Genomic DNA, 21250 nt, shown 5'->3' with positions numbered 1-21250 from the left:
GGAAGGGAGGAAAAATATGGGGCAAATTGGTTTAGGTACTATATTTATGAATGCGCAAGTTGCTAATGTGGATACAAATTACACATCTTCTAGTAAGGCGATAGAACCATCAAAGGAGCGTTCTTTTAGTAAGGAATTAGATAAAGCGAAAACCTCACAATCAGGAAATCAAGATAAAAATGAAACTACTAAAATAAAAGATGATAAAGGGAATGAAGTTGTACAAAAAACAAAAGATGGGGTTACAAAATCAGAACCGGTTAATAAGGAAAAGGTAGAATCAAAACCAGAAGATGAACTAGAAAACAGCAAAGATAAAGGTGAAATTGATGAAAAGATTCTTTCGTTATTAAGTCAAGTATTAAATGTTACTACCGATCAGTTAAAAGAATTACTTAATCAAATGGGATATGCACCATCTGACCTACTTAAACAAGAGATGTTTGGAAAATTTGTCAGTGAAGTTTACACTCAAATAAAAGGTGAAAATCTACTTATGGTGGAAGACGGCGTTAAGGACATTAGTCAATTATTTGATCAGCTACAAGTGATGTGCAGTAAAACAAAGATTGAAGGAACACCTTTGGATTTACAAAAACAGATGGATGTGAAAACAAATATAGAAAAACCAATAGAAGAGACTGAACAATCACTACTTACTATTCAAAGTCTTAATGAAGTAGAAGAAGGAAATGATATTGAAGTTACTCAGAAACCACAAGTTCAAAGCGTCGTTCAGAATATGAATACGAAAACAGTAACTCAGCTTCAAACACCGGAAGAACAGTCTAATGTGTTAAATAATAGCGTATTAAATGAGACTGGTAAAGTAGATTTAGGTATAGTTGTACCGATACAGAATTTTTCTTCAACAGTCTATTCTCAATTATGGCAACCTGAAGGAACTGGTACATCTCAACAAGTAGCACAAACGCCACAATTAATAGAAACGGATATCATTGATCAAATAGACTTTAAGACATTAGGAATGACTAAAGAAATTCATTTACAACTTTCACCTAAAGAATTAGGAGAATTGAGTATAAAACTTATAGAAGAAAATAGTAATATTGTAGCACAAATAAAGGTTGACAATGAAAAAGCAAAAGCATTTTTAATCAATGAAATGAACAGCTTGAAGACTGCTTTAGAAGAACGAGGACTCACAGTTACAGATGTTAGAGTTGATATTAAGCAAGATACACATCAATCTCAGATGGAACAAGAAAAGCAAAAATCAAGCAAAAGAATTCAGGAGATTATAACAAAACATATGGAAGCATTTGAAGAAGAGGAAGAAATAAGACCTGAAAAAATAAGTGATTCAGAAGTTGATTACATGGTATAAGGGGTGAGTAAATGTCAACAACGATTTCAAAAACAGCAGCTTTAAATAGTGATTATTTGAAAGTAACAGAAGAAGTCAAGGAGCAATCTGAATTAGATAAAGATGCTTTTATTAATTTGTTAGTTACACAAATGAAGTATCAAGATCCTCTTGATCCAGTAGATAACTCAGAAATGTTAGCACAATTAGCTCAATTCACTGCACTTGAGCAGATGATGAATGTAGCACAAGCCTCACAAAAACAATTAGCTAATGGCATGATAGGTAAGTATGTTGAATATCTTTATAAAGATTCAGAAACAGGCACATCTGAATACCTAGTAGGCAAAGTTGATTATGTGAAGGTATCAGGTGATACCCCAGTTCTTGGTATTGGTGATGTAGAAGTAAATCTTGAAGATGTTTATCAAGTTTACGATAGCAGTAATATTCAAGCTAATACGACAGCATTTGAATTATTAGGTAAAACAGTTCAAGGTTTAGTTGAAGAAACCAAAACAGATGGTACCAAAGAAAGTATCATTATTGAAGGTGAAGTATTAGGCATTGAAATGAAAAACGGCAATCCATATATGGTTATTGGAACAGGTAAAGAAAAAGTATCCATTGACTTTAATAAAATACAAAACATAGTGGATAAACCAAGTATTACAGGAAAAACAGTAACTGGAACCTATACTGACAGCGAAGGTAAAGTTCAAACTATTACTGGAACAGCTGAGTACATACGTATTGAAAAAGCAGGTACTTTTGTTTATATTAGAGGAGAAAAAGAAGGTCAGTTTGTTAACTTTAATCATATTACATTAGTAGAAGATAAGTAATAGGACAAAATGAGGAGGTAGATTAATATGATGAGATCAATGTTTTCTGCGGTATCTGGACTTAGGGTACACCAGACAAGAATGGATGTAATAGGTAATAATATAGCCAATGTTAATACTATAGGTTATAAATCACAACGTGTCACTTTCAATGATGTGTTTTCGCAAACACTATCAAGTGCTAGTGCTGCAAGTGATGAAACCGGTAGAGGTGGACGTAATCCTATGCAAGTGGGTTTAGGTGTAAATGTCTCTTCTATTGATATGTTAATGACTCAAGGTGCTGCACAGCGTACAGATAATCCATTTGACTTAATGATTAATGGAGAAGGTTTTATAGTTGTAGGAGATACAAATGGTACATATTTTACCAGAGCTGGTGCTTTAAGAGCCGATGTGGATGGTAATTTAATTATTGCTAATGGAATGAAAGTAAAGGGTTGGACAGCACAACTTAATGAAGAAACGAATAAATATGAAATTGTTAAAGGAGAGGCTGGCTCTATTAATTTAGCTGATCCTAATTTTGTAAGTTCTAAACCAAAGGTAACAGACAAGTTACAGTTATCAGGTAATCTTAACTCTACTTCTACAAAAGAAGAAACAAACTTTCGTTTTTATGATAGTTTAGGAAATTATTATTCACTAGCAACTACCTTAACACCATCAACGGATAAGGTAGATGGCTATTCAGTATGGGAAATGAAGTTGGGTGATATTAAAGATGCAAATGGAAATAAGTTAAACGGGACGCTTTCACCTGATACAGCAGTTAAACTTTACTTTGATACAAATGGTAAATTAGCCAGTGTGGGTGCTGTTCCAGGAGCAACTGGAAATGCTACATCCATAGATCTAGAGATAGAAAACACTGATAAAACATCAACCTTTGCAGAGAAAATAACAATTGATTTTTCTTCTATGACTCAATATGCTTCAGCATCTACGATTGACCCTAAAACCATCAATGGTAACGCTGCTGGTAAGATGATAGGTTATGAGATAGGTGGAGATGGTGTTATAACAGCTTCTTATGATAATGGGGATATGAGAATACTTGCTCAAGTTGTAGTGGCTAAGTTTGATAATCCAGAAGGACTTGAGAAGGTAGGAGACAATCTTTATAAAGTAACACCAAACTCAGGTGAATTTGATGGCATAGGTACAGTGGGAACCTTTAATACAGGTGTTCTTGAAATGTCTAACGTAGACCTTTCAAGTGAATTTACAGATATGATTGTTACTCAAAGAGGGTTCCAAGCCAACTCAAGAATTATATCTGTTTCAGATGAAATGCTTCAAGAACTAACAAATCTTAAACGTTAATGTATAGGAGAAGCTTATGATTAAACTTTCAAAATTAAACAATCAGGAGTTTGCTGTTAACTCTGATTTAATTGAAACAATAGAGCAGACGCCTGATACAGTTATAACAATGACAACAGGTAATAAATATGTAGTAAAAGAAACACAAGAAGAAATTATTAGGCGTATTATTCAATATAAGCGGAAAATATACCTTGTAAATGAAGGGGAGGAATAAGTAAGTGGATATTTCTACAATAATAGGTTTGGTATCGGGAATAGTATTTGTTCTCATATCAATCGTTTTAGGTGACGGAAGAATAATGCTTTTTATTGATTATCCATCAATGCTTATTGTTTTTGGTGGTATTATTTCAGCTCTATTTGTGTCATATCCTATTCCTAAATTTTTGGAAGGCTTAAAAACAGGGAAGCATGTATTTTCCAAACAGGAAATAGATCCAACAGAGGTTATTTCAAAAATCAATGAATTAGCTTTGTCTGCTAGAAAAGAAGGTTTATTAGCTTTAGAAGAAATTGCTCAAGGAATGGATGATCCCTTTTTACAGAAAGGTATTTTGCTAATTGTAGATGGTACAGATGCTGAATTATTGAGAAGTATCCTGGAAACAGAAATTGCCTTTGTAGAAAATAGGCATAAAGACAATCAAAAGTTTTGGGATTCAATAGCAGAATTAGGGCCTGCTTGGGGTATGATTGGTACACTTATTGGACTTATTATTATGCTAGACAACTTGAATGATCCATCTACTCTAGGGCCTAAAATGGCAGTAGCACTGGTTACGACTTTCTATGGTTCTATGATTGCCAACTTAGTAGCTACACCAATATCTAATAAATTGAGCTTAAGAAGTAATGATGAAATTTTACATAAGCAAGTTATGGTAGAGGGTTTACTGTCTATTCAGGCGGGAGAGAATCCACGTGTTATTGAAGAAAAACTTAAGGCATTTTTATCACCTGGTACACGTAAGGTATTTGATGTTAAAAATAAAGACGAATAGGTGGTGAAGCGTTTTGAAGAAGAGAGAAGACCAACCTAAAAAAGGTGCACCTGCTTATATGAATACCTATGGTGATATGATGACTTTATTACTGACTTTCTTTGTTCTTTTATTTGCAATGTCAACAGTAGATGCTGAAAAATTTGAAGCATTGGCATCTTCATTCCATGCATCTGTCAGCATTTTTGATGGTGGTCAAACGATTCGCATAGATAATAATGTGTTAGAAAATGGTATGTCTCAATTTCCAGTAAAGGAAACACAATTTTCTATAGAGCAAGCCTATCAAGAAGCGCAAGAAACAACAAAAGCAGAGCAAGATATTAAAGCTTATGTAAAAGCAAAGGAAATAGATGATAAAATCACTGTGCAAAAAAGTGGAGATATGATAGTCATTCGTTTTGCAGATATCTTGTTATTTGATACAGGAAAAGCAGATATTAAACCAGGCGCTATTCCTAATTTAAATCTCATTGGTGAAAAACTTAGAGAATACATTGACCAAGGTTATCATTTACGTGTAGAAGGTCATACAGATAATCAACCTATACATACGGCGCAATTTCCTAGTAACTGGGAACTTTCTAGTGCAAGGGCAATTGCAGTCATGAGGTTTTATCTGGAGGAGATGGACTTTAATCCATCTAAGATATCAGCAGAAGGAATGGGTGAATATCATCCTATAAGTTCAAATGCCACAAGTGAAGAACGAGCTCAAAATAGGCGTGTAGAAATCAAACTCAGTAAATCAACATCTTAAAATGAGGGGAGATTAGACATTGGAAAGTAAATTTAAGCTTTTTGTGATTATAGCTATAGTAGTATTAGGGATATCTATTGCTGCTAGTACATTTTTTGTATTAAAGCAAATGAATGAGTCCTCTAATGGGCAAACTGCTGCTACAGAAAAGGAATTAAATCTTACAGAAGTTTCCATGGGCGATGCGATTATGACTAACATTGCTATTGGAGAAGATGCAGTGCAACATTTTGCTAAAATAAAAATTAGCTTAGGAGTAGATGCAAGTGATAAAAAAGCTTATGAAGCTTTTACAAATGCAGTAACTAACCAAGCTGCTAGTATGAGAAATGAGCTTATAGCAGTCATTGGAGAACAAACCTACACTATGTTAAAAGCAAATGATGGTAAAGCGAAGCTAGCAGATGAAATTGTAGCAAGACTTAATAAATTGTTGAGTACAGATATTATTTATGATGTGTATTATGAAGAATACTTTGTGCAATAAGTATTATTTAAAGGAGGTGACATAGGGTGAGTGAAGTACTGTCACAAAGTGAAATTGACGAGCTTTTTAAAGCACTCAATACTGGCGAAATCAATGTCAATGAGATGCAGGAAGCTAATGAACAAAAGGGCGTTAAATCATATGATTTTGCAAGACCCTCTAAGTTCTCAAAAGAGCAACTTCGAACTTTAGAAATTATTTTCGAAAGCTACGGAAGGGCTATTTCCACCTATTTATCTGGACACCTCAGGACAATGGTATCAGCAGAAGTTATGAATGCAGAAGCTGTTACCTATTCAGAGTTCTCTAATGCACTGATTAACCCTGTTATTTTAGCAGTTACAGATTTTAGGCCATTAAAAGGTTCTATCCTTCTAGAACTTTCCCCTAATATGGGTTATACCATTATTGATCGTGTACTAGGAGGAAGTGGAAGTGGCCTTGAAACGATTAGAGAATTTACAGATATTGAACGTGTTATTTTGGAAAAGATATTTATTCAGTTTGTTCAGCTTTTAGCTGAACCTTGGCAAAATGTCGTGGAACTTGATCCGATGCTTGAAAAAATAGAAACTAATTCACAAGTTGTACAAATTATATCACCTAATGAAATCATAGCCCTTGTTACACTTAATATAAAAATAGGAAATGTAGCTGGTATGATGAATATATGTATACCACATTTGGTAATAGAGTCCATTATGGACAAATTAAATACTAAGTTTTGGTTTGCGCAGAAAGAGCAAGAATTAGGACCATCTTATCATGAGTATATTGAAAAGATGATTGAAAAGTCTAGAATACCTATAAAAGCAATCTTAGGTAAGACACATATTACTGTGCGTGAGTTCTTGGAGCTGTCACGTTCAGACATTGTAAAGCTTGATAAGGACATTGATTCTGGATTAGATATTTATGTTGGAAATATATTAAAATTCACAGGTTCACCAGGTGAATATAAAAATAAAGTAGCTATAAAAATTAATCATGTTATACAGAGGGAGGATGAGTAATGGTAGCCGAAATGCTTTCACAGGAGGAAATAAATGCACTGTTAGGCAATATGAATGCTGATACCACTAGTGATAACAGTGCATTACAAGAAGACTATAGCATGCAAAGTAGTGGCACAGTTACGTTAAGCCCAGAAGAAACAGATGCATTAGGTGAAATAGGTAATATATGTATGGGTACAGCTGCAACGACCTTGTTTACGCTTCTGAATCATAAAGTACTTATTACAACACCAAAAGTTGAAGCTCTAACTTGGGAACAATTTATAAACACAATTACAGACGACTTAACAGCTGTTTCTGTAGACTATACAGAGGGATTTCGTGGCTCTAATTTAATGATTTTAAAAGACCATGATGTGAAAATTATCGCTGATTTAATGATGGGTGGAACAGGGGCCTATGCAGAGGGGCCTGTAACTGATTTACATCTTAGTGCTATTGCAGAATCTATGAATCAAATGATAGGTTCGTCTTCTACATCAATGGCGCAAATATTTAACAAAAAAATTGATATTAGTCCACCACAAGCACTTAAAATGGAAGCTAACTTAGAGGATATTTTTGGCCCTAAAGGAGACATTGTAAAAATATCTTTTAGATTACAAATCGAGGAGAATATTATTGATAGTGAATTAATGCAGGTATTGCCTATTCAATTTGCTAAAGAGCTCATTGCAGGACTTTTAAATCAAGAACAAATAGCAACTGAAGAAGTAGCAGCTCCTCAGCCGATAGAAAATAAATCGGAAGTATCATCCTCAGTAGTACAAACGGCTACTCAGCCTACTATGGTTCAGCCAGAGTCTAAACTACCACCAATAATGGAGCAACCATATATGACAAATGATCCTAATTATTATGGTGAAACCTATCACAAATCTGTTAATAACATAAGGGCGGATGTAGATGTTCAGACGCCACAATTTCAATCATTTGATAATCGTCCAAAAGTTTATCCAAAAGAAAATATGGATCTCTTAATGGATGTTTCATTAGAAGTTTCAGTTGAACTTGGTCGTACATCAAGAAAGATTAAAGAAATACTTGAATTTGGACCAGGAAGTATCATCGAACTTAATCGTTTAGTGGGAGAACCTGTTGATGTACTTGTTAACGGTAAGTTTGTTGCAACGGGAGAAGTTGTTGTAATTGATGAAAACTTTGGAATAAGAATCACAGATATTATTAATCCAGAAGATAGAATATAGGAGAGGTGTATAAAATGGCTAAAAGGGTATTGATTGTAGACGATGCAGCATTTATGCGTATGATGATTAAGGATATCTTAAGCAAAAATGGGTATGAAGTAGCTGGAGAAGCAGAAAACGGTTTAAGAGCAGTAGAGAAGTATAAAGAATTAACACCAGATTTAGTACTGATGGATATCACAATGCCAGAAATGAATGGTATCGATGCAGTAAAAAATATTAAAGCTTTAGATCCAGGAGCTAAGATTGTTATGTGCTCTGCTATGGGGCAACAAGCTATGGTTATTGAATCTATTCAAGCAGGAGCAAGAGACTTTATTGTTAAACCTTTCCAAGCAGACCGTGTTTTAGAAGCGGTTAGAAAGGTTGTTGGTTAAAACACAGAAGCCAGTATTAGTGGTAGCCTATTTTAGGTATACCACTAATACTATATACAAATAATATAAAATTGAATGGTGATAATATGATAAAAGATATGCTCGAATTAGTGTTATTAATTCTGATTTTTGCAGGGATTTTAGCACTGACCTATTTTGTTACAAAAAAAATGGCAACCTTTAATAAGAGGATGGCTTTCAATAAAAATATGGAAGTAATAGAAGTACTTCAATTGATGCAAGGACAATATTTGTATATTGTAAAAGTAGGAAATGAGTATCATTTAATAGGAAGTACTCAAAAAGGAAGCATCTGTTATTGTACATCACTTAAGGAAGAACAGTTGAATTTAGAACAAGTGATTACAAAATCTTTTGGGGAGCAACTTAGTCATTTGATGAAAGGTAAACAGGTAGATGAACATGAAGATAAATAAATCCATTCTAAGAAATATAATATGTTTTGCAATTATTTTATTTTATGTTGGGTGTTTATATACCGATACTCAGGCTTCTACAGTACAGGTACCTAATATTACTGTTAACTTAGGTGGAGAGTCACAAGCAGAAAATACGAGTGCTTCTTTACAAATGATTTTTATCATTACTATTATTTCATTGGCACCATCTATTTTAATTATGATGACCTCATTTTTAAGGATTATTATTGCACTTCACTTTGTAAGATCTGCAATTGGAACACAAACGATGCCACCCAATCAAATTTTAGTTGGTCTAGCGCTATTTTTAACGTTTTTCGTTATGAGCCCTGTTTTTATGCAAATTAAAACAAATGCAATAGATCCTTTAGAAAAGCAACAAATTACTCAGGAACAGGCTATAGAACGAGGTATACAACCCTTAAAAGAATTTATGCTGAAACAAACAAGAGATGAAGATATTACTTTATTTATGGATTTAGCCCATTTAGAACCTTATACAGAGGACACTGACCTTGTAAAAGAGATGCCTCTCCATGTTATCATTCCAGCTTTTATTATTAGCGAACTCAGAGCTGGGTTTATTATAGGGTTTTTAGTTTACATACCGTTTATCATCATTGACATGGTTGTAGCAGCAACGCTTATGTCAATGGGAATGATGATGTTGCCGCCTGCTATGATTTCATTACCTTTTAAGGTTTTACTTTTTATTTTAGTTGATGGATGGAATTTGTTTATTGGACAACTTATACAGACATTTAATTAAGGAGGAAGGATATGGAACAAATTGTTTTAGACTATATGAGAGAAGCATTAATGATGATTGTTAAAGTATCACTTCCTATCTTATTAACAGGACTTGTTGTGGGGCTAATTATAAGTATATTTCAAACAGCTACATCTATACAAGAACAGACTTTAGCATTTATTCCAAAAATAATTGCAGTATTTTTAGCTATTATTATATTTGGATCATGGATTATTAACATGCTATCTGTATACACCATTAGGCTTTTTAATAGCTTTAATACACTGTTATAAGGAAGGATGCTATGGAAGATTTAGTCTATTTATATGCACATGTAGACGTGCTACTTATTATATTTTGTAGAATTATAGCTGCTGTGCTATTTTTGCCGATTATTGAGGAAAGCAGAATTCCTAAATTGGCAACCTCAGGATTATGCTTATGTTTAGCGATAACAGTTTTTATGGTCACAGATTTGGGTCAAATTTATTATGAGCCTACACTCATAAGTTATACAATACTCCTATTAAAAGAAACTTTAGTAGGATTGATTATTGGTTTTGTACTAAAAATCTATTTTCAAATCTATCAATTTATAGGAAGTTTATGGAGTACACAAGGAGGTTTAGGGATGAGTATGGCTCTAGACCCTGTAGGAGGCGTACAAACGCCTGTACTAGGTCGTTTTTATAATTTATGCTTGTGTGCTATTTTTGTACTAAGTGGAGGGTATCACTGGTTCATTAAAACATTAATAGATACCTTTACATTAATTCCGATTAATAAAGGGGTCTTTGGTACTCATCTTGTAACAGGCATAATAGATACCGTAGGGAACTATTTATTAATTTCATTTGAACTAGCAATGCCAGTGCTGGGGCTTTTAATATTAATTGATTTTGGCCTAGGCATTTTGGCCAGAACTGTACCTCAAATGAATATGTTTGTTATTGGTATTCCATTAAAGGTTATCGTTTTATTTGCACTACTTATTGTTACAGTTGGTTTAGTACCTAGATTTAATACGATTATTATTGATAACATGGTCAATACTATCATGAATTTAATACAAGGAATGAGGCCATTATGATTGAAACAAAGTATCGCTTAGATCTGCAATTCTTTTCAGCAGAAAGTGAAGGAAGAACAGAAAAAGCAACGCCTAAAAAGAAAGAAGATGCTAGAAAAAAAGGGCAGGTTGCAAAAAGTGCTGAATTAAATACAGCTGTTTTAATCGTGGGTTTTTGTGCAGTAAGCTTGTTACTGGGAGGATATATGCTTTCAGGTATTCAAACAAGTATCATAACGAGCATGAATCGGCTCAGTGAAGTTTTTAATGAAGTGACTTCTAATTATATGCTTGTCGTTTTTAGAAGTGCCATATTTGATATTTTATGGATTTGTTTGCCATTATGGATTTGCCTATTTATTATTGGATTTATAGTGAGTTATATACAAGTAGGATATAAAGTAAGCTTTGAACCTATGAAAGTTAAGTTTAGTAAAATGAATCCAATCAACGGTATTAAAAGAATCATCTCAAAAGATATGATTGTTAGTTTAATTTTATCAGCGGCAAAAGTTATTGTACTAGGAGCTATAGTGTATAATATTATTTTATCTAAGATTCCTATTTTCATGCGATTCTATGAATTAACAATCGAACAAATTTTGAATACGATAGCCATGACAGTTGTTCAAATTGGTTTTTTTGTAGGAGGAGCTTTTCTGGTGTTAGCTGTCCTAGATTATGTCTATCAACGCTATAAGCATGCAGATAGTATTAAAATGACAAAGCAAGAGATAAAAGAAGAGTATAAAAATGCAGAAGGAGACCCCCAGATTAAATCCAAAATTAAGCAGAAAATGAGGGAAGGCTCAATGCGGCGTATGATGCAAGCTATTCCTGAGGCAGATGTTATTATTACTAACCCTACGCACTTTGCAATAGCCATTAAGTATGATGAATCAAAAGGCACAGCTCCTGTAGTAGTGGCCAAAGGCGTTGATTATGTGGCACAAAAGATAAAAGAGAAAGCAAAGGAGCATCATATTGAAATTGTTGAAAATAAACCTTTAGCTAGAGCACTTTACTATACTGTAGATTTGAATAAAGAAATCCCTCCAGAGCTATATGGAGCAGTAGCAGAAGTTTTAGCATTTATATATAACTTACAACATAAAAAGATGAATAGGGGGAGCTAATTGTGAAGTTTAAAACAGGTGATATAGTATTAGGGCTTTTTGTGGTAGGGCTCATTTTCCTAATTATCATTCCATTACCACCTACTATCCTAGATGTTTTATTAATTATTAATATATCTATATCAACAATTATATTAATGAGTGCACTTTTTTCAAAAGAGCCACTGGACATATCGTTATTTCCAACATTATTATTACTGACAACATTATTTCGATTAGGCCTTAACCTATCAAGCACGAGAATGATTTTAAGGGATGGCTATGCTGGAGAAGTTGTTCAAGCCTTTGGAGAGTTCGTTGCAGGTGGAGATATTGTTATTGGATGTATTATGTTTATTATTATTACCATTGTTAATATGCAGGTTATTACTAAAGGATCTGAGCGTGTAGCAGAAGTAACAGCAAGATTCACCTTAGACGCTATGCCTGGTAAGCAAATGGCAATAGATGCTGATTTAAATACAGGCTTTATTGATGAAGCAGAAGCAAAGAAACGAAGAAAAAAAATTCAGGATGAGGCGGCTTTCTTTGGTTCTATGGATGGTGCAGCAAAATTTGTTAAAAATGATGCAGTAGTAGGAATTTTTATTACATTTGTTAATGTTATTGGTGGCATGATTATTGGTGTTGCAATGGGAGGATTAGAATTCTCAGATGCTCTCCAAAAATTTACAATAGTAACCATAGGTGATGGTTTAGTAAGTGCCATTCCTTCTTTACTCATTTCTACAGCTACAGGTATTTTAGTAACTAAGACATCTACAGAACAAGAGATGAGCACTACATTAACGAAGCAATTACTTTCTTCTCCACTGGTATTAATGATTGTAGGTATTACTATTACTATTTTAGGATTATTTACTCCTATGGGAATAGTCGTAACATTACCTATTGCAGCAGTTTGGTTCTTTATTGCATCAAGGTTAAATAAACAGCAAAAAATTGCTGAAGTGGAGTCAGAAATAGATACAGAAGATGAAGCAGCAGAAGAGATTAGAAAACCAGAAAATGTCATTTCTTTATTACACGTGGATCCAATAGAGCTTGAGTTTGGATATGGTATTATTCCTCTTGCAGATGTTCATCAAGGGGGAGATCTTTTAGACCGCGTTGTTATGATTAGAAGACAGATAGCGTTAGAATTAGGGAGCATTGTTCCTATCGTACGTTTAAGAGATAATATTCAATTAGCTCCGAATGCCTATAGTATCAAAATTAAAGGTGTAGAAGTGGCAAAAGGAGAGATTTTGTTTGATCACTATATGGCAATGAATCCAGGCTATGTTGAAGAGGAAATTGATGGTATTGCCACAACAGAACCAGCCTTTGGACTTCCAGCATTATGGATTACTGAGATGCAAAGAGAAAAAGCAGAGGTCAAAGGATATACAGTAGTAGATTGTCCATCCATTATTGCAACACATTTAACAGAGGTTATTAAGCGTCATTTACATGAGCTACTTAGTAGGCAAGATGTACAAACACTTATTAATAATGTGGCAGAGACACATCCAACCTTAATTAGTGAATTAACACCAAAACTACTTAGCGTTGGGGATATTCAAAAGGTACTAGGCAACTTATTAAAAGAGGGCATTTCTATTAGAGATTTAGTAACAATATGTGAAGTATTAGCAGATTATGCAACAAGTGTACGCGATACAGATGTATTAACTGAATATGTAAGACAAGGACTAGCAAGAGCTATTTCAAGGAAATTATTTACACTGCCAACAAACCAAGTGATTACACTCGATCCAACTGTTGAGCAGCAGATTATGTCTAGTGTACAACACACAGAGCAAGGTGCATATGTTGCATTAGATCCTAAAGTAGTTCAAAATCTAATGAATCAATTGAAAAGAGAAGTGAATAAATTAACTTCTGTAGGATTACAACCTATTATTTTGACTTCACCTATTGTGAGAATTTATTTTAAGCATTTGACTGAACAGTATATGCCAGATTTAATTGTTATTTCATACAATGAAATTGAACAAGATGTAGAGATTCAGTCAATAGGGATGGTGAGCATTGCATGAGAATACTTAAATTAAAAGGAAAGTCAGAAGAAAAAATACTAAAAGAAATAGAAAAAGAATATGGTAACCAGGCCGTTATACTGAGTACACAGCAAGAAGAACAGAGCGGACTCACAAAGTGGTTTAAAACGCCAAAAACAATTATTACTATTGCAGTAAAAGATGAAGATGAATTAGAACAAGATAAAAAGGCAATAGAAGAAATACCAAGAGGTAATTTAGTAGCAGAATCAAATGAGAAATTAAAAGAGGAATCTTATGAAGTATTATTGGGCCTAAAAGACCAATTAAATCAGTTGCAAAGAGAGATTGGTACCATAAAACAAGTACAGTTAGAAGATAAGAAGGACTCTGATAATGATACATTAGAAGCTGACAATAAATGGCTGAATTATTTGAAAGCAAAATTAGTCCAATTAGGATTAAAAGAAGAGATTTGTACTCAATACTTAGAAGGAATGAGTGATGAATCGCCAGAAGAAATGATTCGTAAGATTTATTCAGAACTAGAGAAATCACTACGTGAAAAAGAAGAAAAGGATCTGGCACAGATTATTTTCTTCATTGGATCCACAGGTGTAGGAAAAACAACTACATTAGCTAAGCTAACAGCAAAATATGTATTAGAAGAACATAAGAAAGTAGTTTTGTTTACAGCAGATACGTATAGAATTGCTGCTGTTGAACAGCTAAAAACTTATGCAGATATTTTAGGCGTAGAAATAGAAGTTATTTATAATGAAGCAGAGTTGCCACAGTACATAGAAAAGTGGAAGCATATGGATTATATACTCATAGATACAGCTGGGCGTTCACATAAGAATGAGGAACAAGTAAAAGAGCTTAAAGCCTTGATGAAAAATGTAGATAAAAAACAAGTGTTTTTAGTATTAAATGCGAGTACAGCAGCAAAAGATGTAGTAACCATTGTAAATACTTATGAGAAGGCAGAATCAGAATTTGATTTAATCATTACAAAGCTTGATGAAACAGACGAAATAGGTAACGTTGTTAATATTGGTTATTATGCTAACAAGCCAATCATGTATTTAACGAACGGTCAAAATGTACCGGCTGATATAAAAATATTTAATAAAGACGAGTATATAACAGATTTGTTAGGGAGAATAAGTAATGAATGATCAAGCTGAAGCACTTAGACAAATGGTAGGAATAAATGAAGTAAATAAGTTTGCACAGCAAGAGGATATGAGGATTATAACAGTTGCAAGTGGCAAGGGTGGCGTTGGAAAAAGTAATTTTAGTGTCAATCTCGGACTGGCTATGCAAGTACTGGGGCAAAATCCAATTATCTTAGATGCAGATTTTGGGCTAGCTAATGTGGAAATTATTTTAGGTGAGAGGCCAAAGTTTAATTTGTCACATCTTATTAAAGGACAATGTCATATTTATGATTTAGTAACAACGAGTAAATATGGACTTCCTTTTATTTCCGGTGGCTCAGGTATAAAAGATATGAATTTTTTACCTACTTATCAAATTGATAAAATCAGTTCACAATTAGCTGAACTAAGTAGCTTAACAAATATGCTCATTATAGATACTGGAGCAGGCATTAATGATATTGTCGTTAAGTTTTGCAAATTAGCTCATGAGGTTTATATTATTGTAACGCCAGAACCGACTTCTATAACAGATGGTTATGCATTAATAAAAACATTAATTGGCCAATTTGATTTAGATACTACTATTAAAGTTATTGTCAATAAAGCTATGTCTCAAGAAGAAGCGCATGAAGTATTTCATAAACTTTATTATGTAACAGAGCACTTTTTAAAACGGCCTATCCAATACGGAGGATTTGTTCCATATGATGAACAATTATTTAAGTCTGTTAAAGAACAGGTCCCAGTATTTGAATATAATCGTCAAGCTAAGTCTAGTATGGCATATTATCAAATAGGAAGAATTATTTTAGGAGATAAATCTAAGCAAACGATTAAAAAGGAAAATTGGGTAAGTCGATTTAAAAAAATATTTAGTCATTAAAAATACTCATATTAAAAGAGAATACATAAAAATAAACAACTAAAGTAGATATAGTATAAGTATACTTGAGATTATAGGAGATTAGATAAATGAGTCAGATAAGTAGAAATGCTGCAACCATAGAAGAGCAACAATATGAGTATATTATTGCTATGGGAATATCAACAGGTGGACCCAAACTATTAAGTCAAATTATACCTACTCTAGAACAGAATTTATCTGCAACCTATTTAATTGTACAACATATGCCACAAGGATTTACTAAAAATCTAGCGGCTAGATTAAATAGTTTAAGTGCATTAGAAGTAAAAGAAGCCGAACATGAGGAAGTCTTAAAAAGAGGTACGGTCTATATAGCACCTGGAGGAAAGCAACTTAAAATTATTAATGGATTAAGACCGCAAATTAATATTACAGATGACCTTCCTTATAAAGGGCATAAGCCTTCTGTAAACATTATGATGAGTTCTTTAGCAGAGTTAAAAAGTTGCAGTAAAAAAATGATTGCTGTCATTATGACAGGAATGGGTTCAGATGGGTTGGAAGGCGTAAGTGATTTAAAACGAACATATCCGTGTGAAGTGATTGCTCAAGATCAGGCTTCATCTACGGTTTATGGTATGCCTAAAGCTATAGCAAATGCTGGTTTGGCAGATTATATTGCATCTGCAGAGAATATTACACAAATAATAAAAAGAATAGTGGGGGATAATCATGGACGTTAGTCAATACTTACAAATATTTATTGAAGAATCAAAAGATAATTTACAAACTCTAAATGAAAATCTACTTAATCTAGAAAACAATCCTGATGATATAGAAACTTTAAATGCTATTTTTAGAGTTGCACATACACTTAAAGGTATGGCAGGAACTATGGGGTTTGTAAAGATGCAAAAATTGACCCATACAGTAGAAAATGTATTATCCGAAATTAGAGCGGGTAAGCTTGCTGTTAATTCTAGTATAGTAGATACTCTTTTTCAAAGTTTAGATGCGTTAGAAAATTATGTAGAAGAGATAACTAATACTTCAAATGAAGGCAATGAAGATTATGCCGAACTAGTAAAAGCCCTAGGAAGAATTATAGAAAATGAAGATAAATCACCAACTGCTACTGTACATACACAGGCTAGCGAAGAAGTTAAAGAAAAGGCAGAGAATCCTAGCGATCAAACATTAATGGACTTACCTGAATCACAACAACTAGTAAAGAATAATGCATTAAGCATGGGAATGAATGTTTTTCAAGTAGAGATAGAATTATCTGCAAATTGTGTTTTAAAGTCAGCAAGAGCATTTGTTATTTTTACAGATCTTGAGCGACTAGGAGAGATTATACATTGTGTACCAAGTACGCAAGATATAGAAGACGAAAAATTTGAAAGTCAATTTTCTGTTGTATTTGTTACAAAAGAAACTAAGCAAAAAATAGAAGAAACTATTTTAGGTGTTTCAGAAGTAGAAAAAGTAGTTGTTAATGCATTTGCTCCAGAAGAGAATTTTCAATCTAACGTACAACAAGAACAATCTGAAGAGCATACTTCTACCTCACAAACCCAAGAGAATAATTCAGCACAGAATGCAAAACAACAAGTATCAAGTAAAACAGTAAGAGTTAATATTGACCGCTTAGATACATTGATGAATTTAGTAAGTGAGCTTATTATAGTTAAAACTCAGTTAGAGGGATTAAATGTAAAAGAAAATGAAACGGGAAATAATTATAATGATTCAGTTGAGTACCTAGAACGTATTACAACTAGTTTGCATGATGCAGTTATGAAAGTAAGAATGGTTCCAGTAGAAACAGTGTTTAATCGCTTCCCACGTATGATTCGTGATGTTTCTAGAAAGCTTGGAAAAGAAATAGAACTTGTTATGTCAGGTGAAGAAACAGAACTTGATAGAACTGTAATTGATGAAATCGGTGATCCACTTATTCACTTACTTCGAAATGCAGCCGACCATGGTTTGGAAACAACAGAAGAACGTATGAGTATAGGAAAACCTAGAAAAGGAACCATTAAGTTGCAAGCCTACCAAGATGGCAATAGTGTAGTAATAGAAGTAGAAGATGATGGTAAGGGTATTAATATTAACAAGATTAAAAATAAAGCCATCGAAAAAGGTAGTGTTACCAAAGAAGAAGCAGCTACGATGACTGAACATGAAGCAATAGAACTCCTTTTTAGACCAAGCTTTAGCATGGCTGAAAAAATCTCTGATTTATCAGGAAGAGGAGTAGGCCTAGACGTAGTTAAAAGTAAGATTACTTCACTTGGTGGACACGTAGAGGTACAAACAGAACTTGGGAAAGGAAGCAAATTTATTGTTAGATTACCGCTAACACTGGCTATTATTCAAGCACTAATGATTAGTATTGGTGATGAAAAGTATGCTATTCCATTAAGTAATATTCAAAATATAGAAGATGTAAGAAAAGAAGATATTAAGCTTGTCCAAAAGCAAGAAGTGATTGTTGTAAGAGATGAAATCATTCCAATCATACGCTTACGTAGCGTGTTAGGGTTACCAGAAGAAGTAGATAAAGACTTAATGATGGGTGTCATTGTGAAGAAGGGTGAGAAACAAGTTGGCTTTATTATTGATTCATTAATTGGTCAACAGGAAATTGTTATTAAATCATTAGGTAAATATTTAAGTGGAATAGATATTATTGCAGGAGCTACTATACTAGGAAATGGTGAAGTTGCACTTATTTTAGATGTTAATTCGCTTATATAGGAGGAAAAGAAAATGGAGCATATTAGTGAGACAATACAACAATTTATTGTATTTAAGTTAGACATGCAATTATTTGGAATTGATATTCAGAACGTGCAAATTATTGAAAAGATGAAATCTATTATGCGTGTGCCTAAAGTTCCTGCTTGTGTAAAAGGCGTTATGAATTTAAGAGGAGAGATTATTCCTGTTATCAGTTTAAGAGAGCAGTTTGAGTTAGAACATTTAGATTATACAGATAAGACAAGAATTGTTATTGTAAAATTGGAAGATGCAATGGTAGGCATTATAGTTGATGAAGTGAAAGAAGTCATTGAAATAGCAAATGATCAAATTGAAGCGGTACAAAATATACAAGGTAAAATGAAAACAAGTCATATACTAGGCGTTGGAAAGGTTGAGGAAAATATTGTAACTTTACTCAACTTATCTAATATAATAGAGGAAGCCTTTGAAAATGAGGAATTAAGATAGGAGGATTACCTTGGGGACTCGCAATTATCAAGATATTACAAGCGAAGAGATGGATATGCTACGTGAAGCGGGAAATATTGCTTCAGGCAATGCTATGACATCTTTAGGACAGCTTATTGGTTGTACATTAGATATGAATGTCGCTAGAGTAAGAATAGAAAATATTCAGGAGCTAGCAGATGTCTTAGGTGATGCAGAAGAGGTCATTGCTGGGATGATTATTAATGTATATGGAGACATTAATGCCATGTTACTTTTAGCATTAGAGCCTGAAAGTGCTACTAAAATAGTAAATATGATGCTAGATAAAAAAATGCAGGATTTAAATGAATTAGACGAATTAGGACATTCGGTATTATGTGAAACTGGTAATATTTTAGCAGGTTCTTATCTTAGTGCCCTTAATACATTTACAGGATTAGAGTTAGATGTATCTATACCTCAAATGTCTATTGATATGGCAGGGGCTATATTAAGTTACCCTGCTATTGAATTTGTTAGAAATGATAATACCATGTTATTTATTGAAACTGCCTTTAGAGATGTTAATGGTATATTAAGTGGTACATATATACTTATCATTGATAATGAAGCTTACAATAAAGTCATAGATGCATTAGGTGTGTACATATGAGTAGCGAAGCCAATATTATAAAAGTAGGTATGGCGGATTTGAATACAGGTAAAGATCCGGATATATTAACAACATTAGGACTAGGTTCATGTGTAGGAATTGCATTATATGATGCAACTATAAAAATTGGCGGCTTAGCACATATTATGCTTCCAGATAGTACGCAGATTAAAAATAATAGTAATATAGCGAAATTTGCAGATACAGCTATTGAGGCACTTATTAATAAATTAGTAGAGCAAGGGGCAAGAAAAAGTAGGTTAGTTGCTAAGATTGCTGGAGGAGCTCATATGTTTGAGTTTAAAAATATGGATGATATGATGCGTATTGGCACACGTAATGTCAATGCCGTCATACAAATATTAGAAAGCAATAATATTCCAATTTTAAGCCAAGATACAGGGAGCAATTATGGAAGAACAGTAGAACTTTATACAAGTACAGGAATCTTTCGTGTTAAGACAATTGGTCATGGCATCAAAGAAATATAGGAGTAATAATGGGGGTTCTTGCATGGAAAAAAAGGATATGAATGCTGTCTGGGCAGAATATGTAGGTACAAGAGATACAGCACTTAAAAGTAGTTTGATAGAACATTATGTCTATCTTGTTAAGTTAGTTGCTGGAAGATTAGGCATATATCTTAATCAATATGTAGATAGCGATGATCTTGTTGGTTATGGTGTACTAGGCCTGATTGATGCTGTGGATAAGTTTGATCCAGGGAAAAATGTTAAATTTGAAACATATGCTTCTCTAAGAATTAGAGGAGCTATATTAGATGCTATAAGGAAATTAGACTGGGTACCAAGGACACTTAGGAAAAAACAAAAAGATATTGATAAAGCGTATATTGAGCTAGAAGGAAGATTAGGAAGGCAACCATTGGATGAAGAGGTGGCTGACTTTTTAGAAATTAGCATCGAGGAATATAATGAACTTTTAAAAGAGGTGAATATTTCTAGCTTAATATCTATAGATGAATATATGTATCAATTTGAATCTGTTAAGGATCCTAGTGCACCTATTCCAGAGAATTACATTGAGGATACTGAAGTAAAAGAAATGTTGGCTGAGTTTATTGATAGCTTACCAGAAAGAGAAAAAAAGGTTATATTCTTGTACTATTATGAAGAGTTAACATTAAAGGAAATTAGCCATGTACTAGAAGTATCAGAGTCTAGAGTGTCTCAATTACATACGAAAGCAGTTTCTAGATTACGAGCGTATATGCAAAAACACCATTTTGTAGTACCTTTATAAAATAGCAGATATAAGGAGTGAAACTATGCTGCGTCCTATAGATACACAAACTATTTATCAGCAATCTCAAGAAATTTCAAACAGGCAACAAGCTCATAGGCAAGGAGAAGAAATGCAACAGATGCAGTTTGCACATCTTCTGCAGAAAGAAACTAAGGAGAAAAGAGAAGTTGTTAAGGAAGTTCAGCATGATGAAAAAATAGATAATGAACTCAATAAAAAGAAAAAAGGACAGCATAATGAAGAGGAAAAAAGAAGTAATAAGAGTAAAAAGAAGGAAAATAAAGAAGCGATAAAAGAGCAAACAACACATTTTGATGCCAGAATTTAAAA

General features: G+C 33.4%; 25 protein-coding genes. All 25 read left to right on the top strand.

Annotated features, from left to right (window positions below; translation table 11 throughout):
- Positions 1-16 precede the first annotated feature (16 nt).
- The 25 genes from CLOLE_RS12345 to CLOLE_RS12225 all read left to right on the top strand — a co-directional run bounded on the left by CLOLE_RS12345 (position 17) and on the right by CLOLE_RS12225 (position 21248).
- Positions 17-1348 carry a flagellar hook-length control protein FliK gene (locus tag CLOLE_RS12345; RefSeq protein ID WP_013657453.1) on the top strand — a complete coding sequence of 444 codons (1332 nt, stop codon included), beginning with the start codon at positions 17-19 and terminating at the stop codon, positions 1346-1348.
- A gap of 11 nt (positions 1349-1359) precedes the next feature.
- Positions 1360-2172, top strand: a complete 813-nt coding sequence (locus CLOLE_RS12340) for a flagellar hook assembly protein FlgD (protein WP_013657452.1) — start codon at positions 1360-1362, stop codon at positions 2170-2172.
- Between the two features lie 27 nt (positions 2173-2199).
- The gene (locus CLOLE_RS12335) at positions 2200-3498 is read left to right on the top strand and encodes a flagellar hook protein FlgE (protein ID WP_013657451.1); all 1299 of its coding nucleotides are present in this window, start codon (positions 2200-2202) and stop codon (positions 3496-3498) included.
- Between the two features lie 16 nt (positions 3499-3514).
- Positions 3515-3715, top strand: coding sequence for a flagellar FlbD family protein (locus tag CLOLE_RS12330; RefSeq protein ID WP_013657450.1), 201 nt, complete (start codon positions 3515-3517; stop codon positions 3713-3715).
- Positions 3716-3719: 4 nt separating this feature from the next.
- Complete coding sequence (locus CLOLE_RS12325) at positions 3720-4502, top strand: motility protein A (RefSeq protein WP_013657449.1); 783 nt, start codon at positions 3720-3722, stop codon at positions 4500-4502.
- A 13-nt stretch (positions 4503-4515) separates the two neighbouring features.
- The gene (locus CLOLE_RS12320; RefSeq protein ID WP_013657448.1) at positions 4516-5262 is read left to right on the top strand and encodes a flagellar motor protein MotB; all 747 of its coding nucleotides are present in this window, start codon (positions 4516-4518) and stop codon (positions 5260-5262) included.
- 19 nt (positions 5263-5281) lie between these two features.
- Positions 5282-5749, top strand: a complete 468-nt coding sequence (locus CLOLE_RS12315; protein WP_013657447.1) for a flagellar basal body-associated FliL family protein — start codon at positions 5282-5284, stop codon at positions 5747-5749.
- A gap of 26 nt (positions 5750-5775) precedes the next feature.
- Positions 5776-6762, top strand: a complete 987-nt coding sequence (fliM, locus tag CLOLE_RS12310) for a flagellar motor switch protein FliM (RefSeq protein WP_013657446.1) — start codon at positions 5776-5778, stop codon at positions 6760-6762.
- Positions 6762-7973, top strand: a complete 1212-nt coding sequence (gene fliY, locus CLOLE_RS12305; RefSeq protein ID WP_013657445.1) for a flagellar motor switch phosphatase FliY — start codon at positions 6762-6764, stop codon at positions 7971-7973. Before fliM ends, fliY begins: the two co-directional genes overlap by 1 nt.
- A 14-nt stretch (positions 7974-7987) precedes the next feature.
- On the top strand, positions 7988-8350 hold the full coding sequence (locus CLOLE_RS12300; RefSeq protein WP_013657444.1) for a response regulator: 363 nt from the start codon (positions 7988-7990) through the stop codon (positions 8348-8350).
- Between the two features lie 98 nt (positions 8351-8448).
- Entirely contained in the window at positions 8449-8787 is a 339-nt protein-coding gene (locus tag CLOLE_RS12295; protein WP_162145080.1) for a flagellar biosynthetic protein FliO, read from the top strand.
- Positions 8774-9559 carry a flagellar type III secretion system pore protein FliP gene (gene fliP, locus CLOLE_RS12290; protein ID WP_013657442.1) on the top strand — a complete coding sequence of 262 codons (786 nt, stop codon included), beginning with the start codon at positions 8774-8776 and terminating at the stop codon, positions 9557-9559. Before CLOLE_RS12295 ends, fliP begins: the two co-directional genes overlap by 14 nt.
- Before the next feature lie 11 nt (positions 9560-9570).
- Positions 9571-9834, top strand: a complete 264-nt coding sequence (gene fliQ / locus CLOLE_RS12285) for a flagellar biosynthesis protein FliQ (protein ID WP_013657441.1) — start codon at positions 9571-9573, stop codon at positions 9832-9834.
- Between the two features lie 11 nt (positions 9835-9845).
- Positions 9846-10631: a flagellar biosynthetic protein FliR gene (locus tag CLOLE_RS12280; RefSeq protein ID WP_013657440.1), complete on the top strand. Its 786-nt coding sequence runs from the start codon at positions 9846-9848 to the stop codon at positions 10629-10631.
- Positions 10628-11746 (top strand): flagellar biosynthesis protein FlhB, encoded by a 1119-nt coding sequence (gene flhB / locus CLOLE_RS12275; RefSeq protein ID WP_013657439.1) that lies wholly within the window; start codon positions 10628-10630, stop codon positions 11744-11746. Before CLOLE_RS12280 ends, flhB begins: the two co-directional genes overlap by 4 nt.
- Positions 11747-11748: 2 nt before the next feature.
- Entirely contained in the window at positions 11749-13788 is a 2040-nt protein-coding gene (gene flhA / locus CLOLE_RS12270; protein WP_013657438.1) for a flagellar biosynthesis protein FlhA, read from the top strand.
- Positions 13785-14930 (top strand): flagellar biosynthesis protein FlhF, encoded by a 1146-nt coding sequence (gene flhF / locus CLOLE_RS12265; protein ID WP_013657437.1) that lies wholly within the window; start codon positions 13785-13787, stop codon positions 14928-14930. The genes flhA and flhF overlap by 4 nt, the downstream gene beginning before the upstream one ends.
- Positions 14923-15798, top strand: a complete 876-nt coding sequence (locus tag CLOLE_RS12260; protein WP_013657436.1) for a MinD/ParA family protein — start codon at positions 14923-14925, stop codon at positions 15796-15798. Before flhF ends, CLOLE_RS12260 begins: the two co-directional genes overlap by 8 nt.
- Positions 15799-15887: 89 nt before the next feature.
- Complete coding sequence (locus tag CLOLE_RS12255) at positions 15888-16523, top strand: CheB methylesterase domain-containing protein (RefSeq protein WP_013657435.1); 636 nt, start codon at positions 15888-15890, stop codon at positions 16521-16523.
- Positions 16513-18546, top strand: coding sequence for a chemotaxis protein CheA (locus CLOLE_RS12250; protein WP_013657434.1), 2034 nt, complete (start codon positions 16513-16515; stop codon positions 18544-18546). Before CLOLE_RS12255 ends, CLOLE_RS12250 begins: the two co-directional genes overlap by 11 nt.
- Positions 18547-18558: 12 nt before the next feature.
- Positions 18559-19020 carry a chemotaxis protein CheW gene (locus tag CLOLE_RS12245; RefSeq protein WP_013657433.1) on the top strand — a complete coding sequence of 154 codons (462 nt, stop codon included), beginning with the start codon at positions 18559-18561 and terminating at the stop codon, positions 19018-19020.
- Between the two features lie 10 nt (positions 19021-19030).
- Complete coding sequence (locus CLOLE_RS12240; protein WP_013657432.1) at positions 19031-19654, top strand: chemotaxis protein CheC; 624 nt, start codon at positions 19031-19033, stop codon at positions 19652-19654.
- On the top strand, positions 19651-20145 hold the full coding sequence (locus CLOLE_RS12235) for a chemotaxis protein CheD (RefSeq protein ID WP_013657431.1): 495 nt from the start codon (positions 19651-19653) through the stop codon (positions 20143-20145). The genes CLOLE_RS12240 and CLOLE_RS12235 overlap by 4 nt, the downstream gene beginning before the upstream one ends.
- Before the next feature lie 22 nt (positions 20146-20167).
- Complete coding sequence (locus CLOLE_RS12230) at positions 20168-20917, top strand: FliA/WhiG family RNA polymerase sigma factor (protein ID WP_013657430.1); 750 nt, start codon at positions 20168-20170, stop codon at positions 20915-20917.
- A 25-nt stretch (positions 20918-20942) separates the two neighbouring features.
- Entirely contained in the window at positions 20943-21248 is a 306-nt protein-coding gene (locus tag CLOLE_RS12225; protein ID WP_013657429.1) for a hypothetical protein, read from the top strand.
- The last annotated feature ends 2 nt before the right edge of the window (positions 21249-21250 follow it).

It is taken from the genome of Cellulosilyticum lentocellum DSM 5427 (assembly GCF_000178835.2).
Classification (GTDB): domain Bacteria; phylum Bacillota; class Clostridia; order Lachnospirales; family Cellulosilyticaceae; genus Cellulosilyticum; species Cellulosilyticum lentocellum.
Note: the sequence above shows the minus strand (reverse complement) of the source record. Positions and strands in the feature narration are given on the sequence as shown.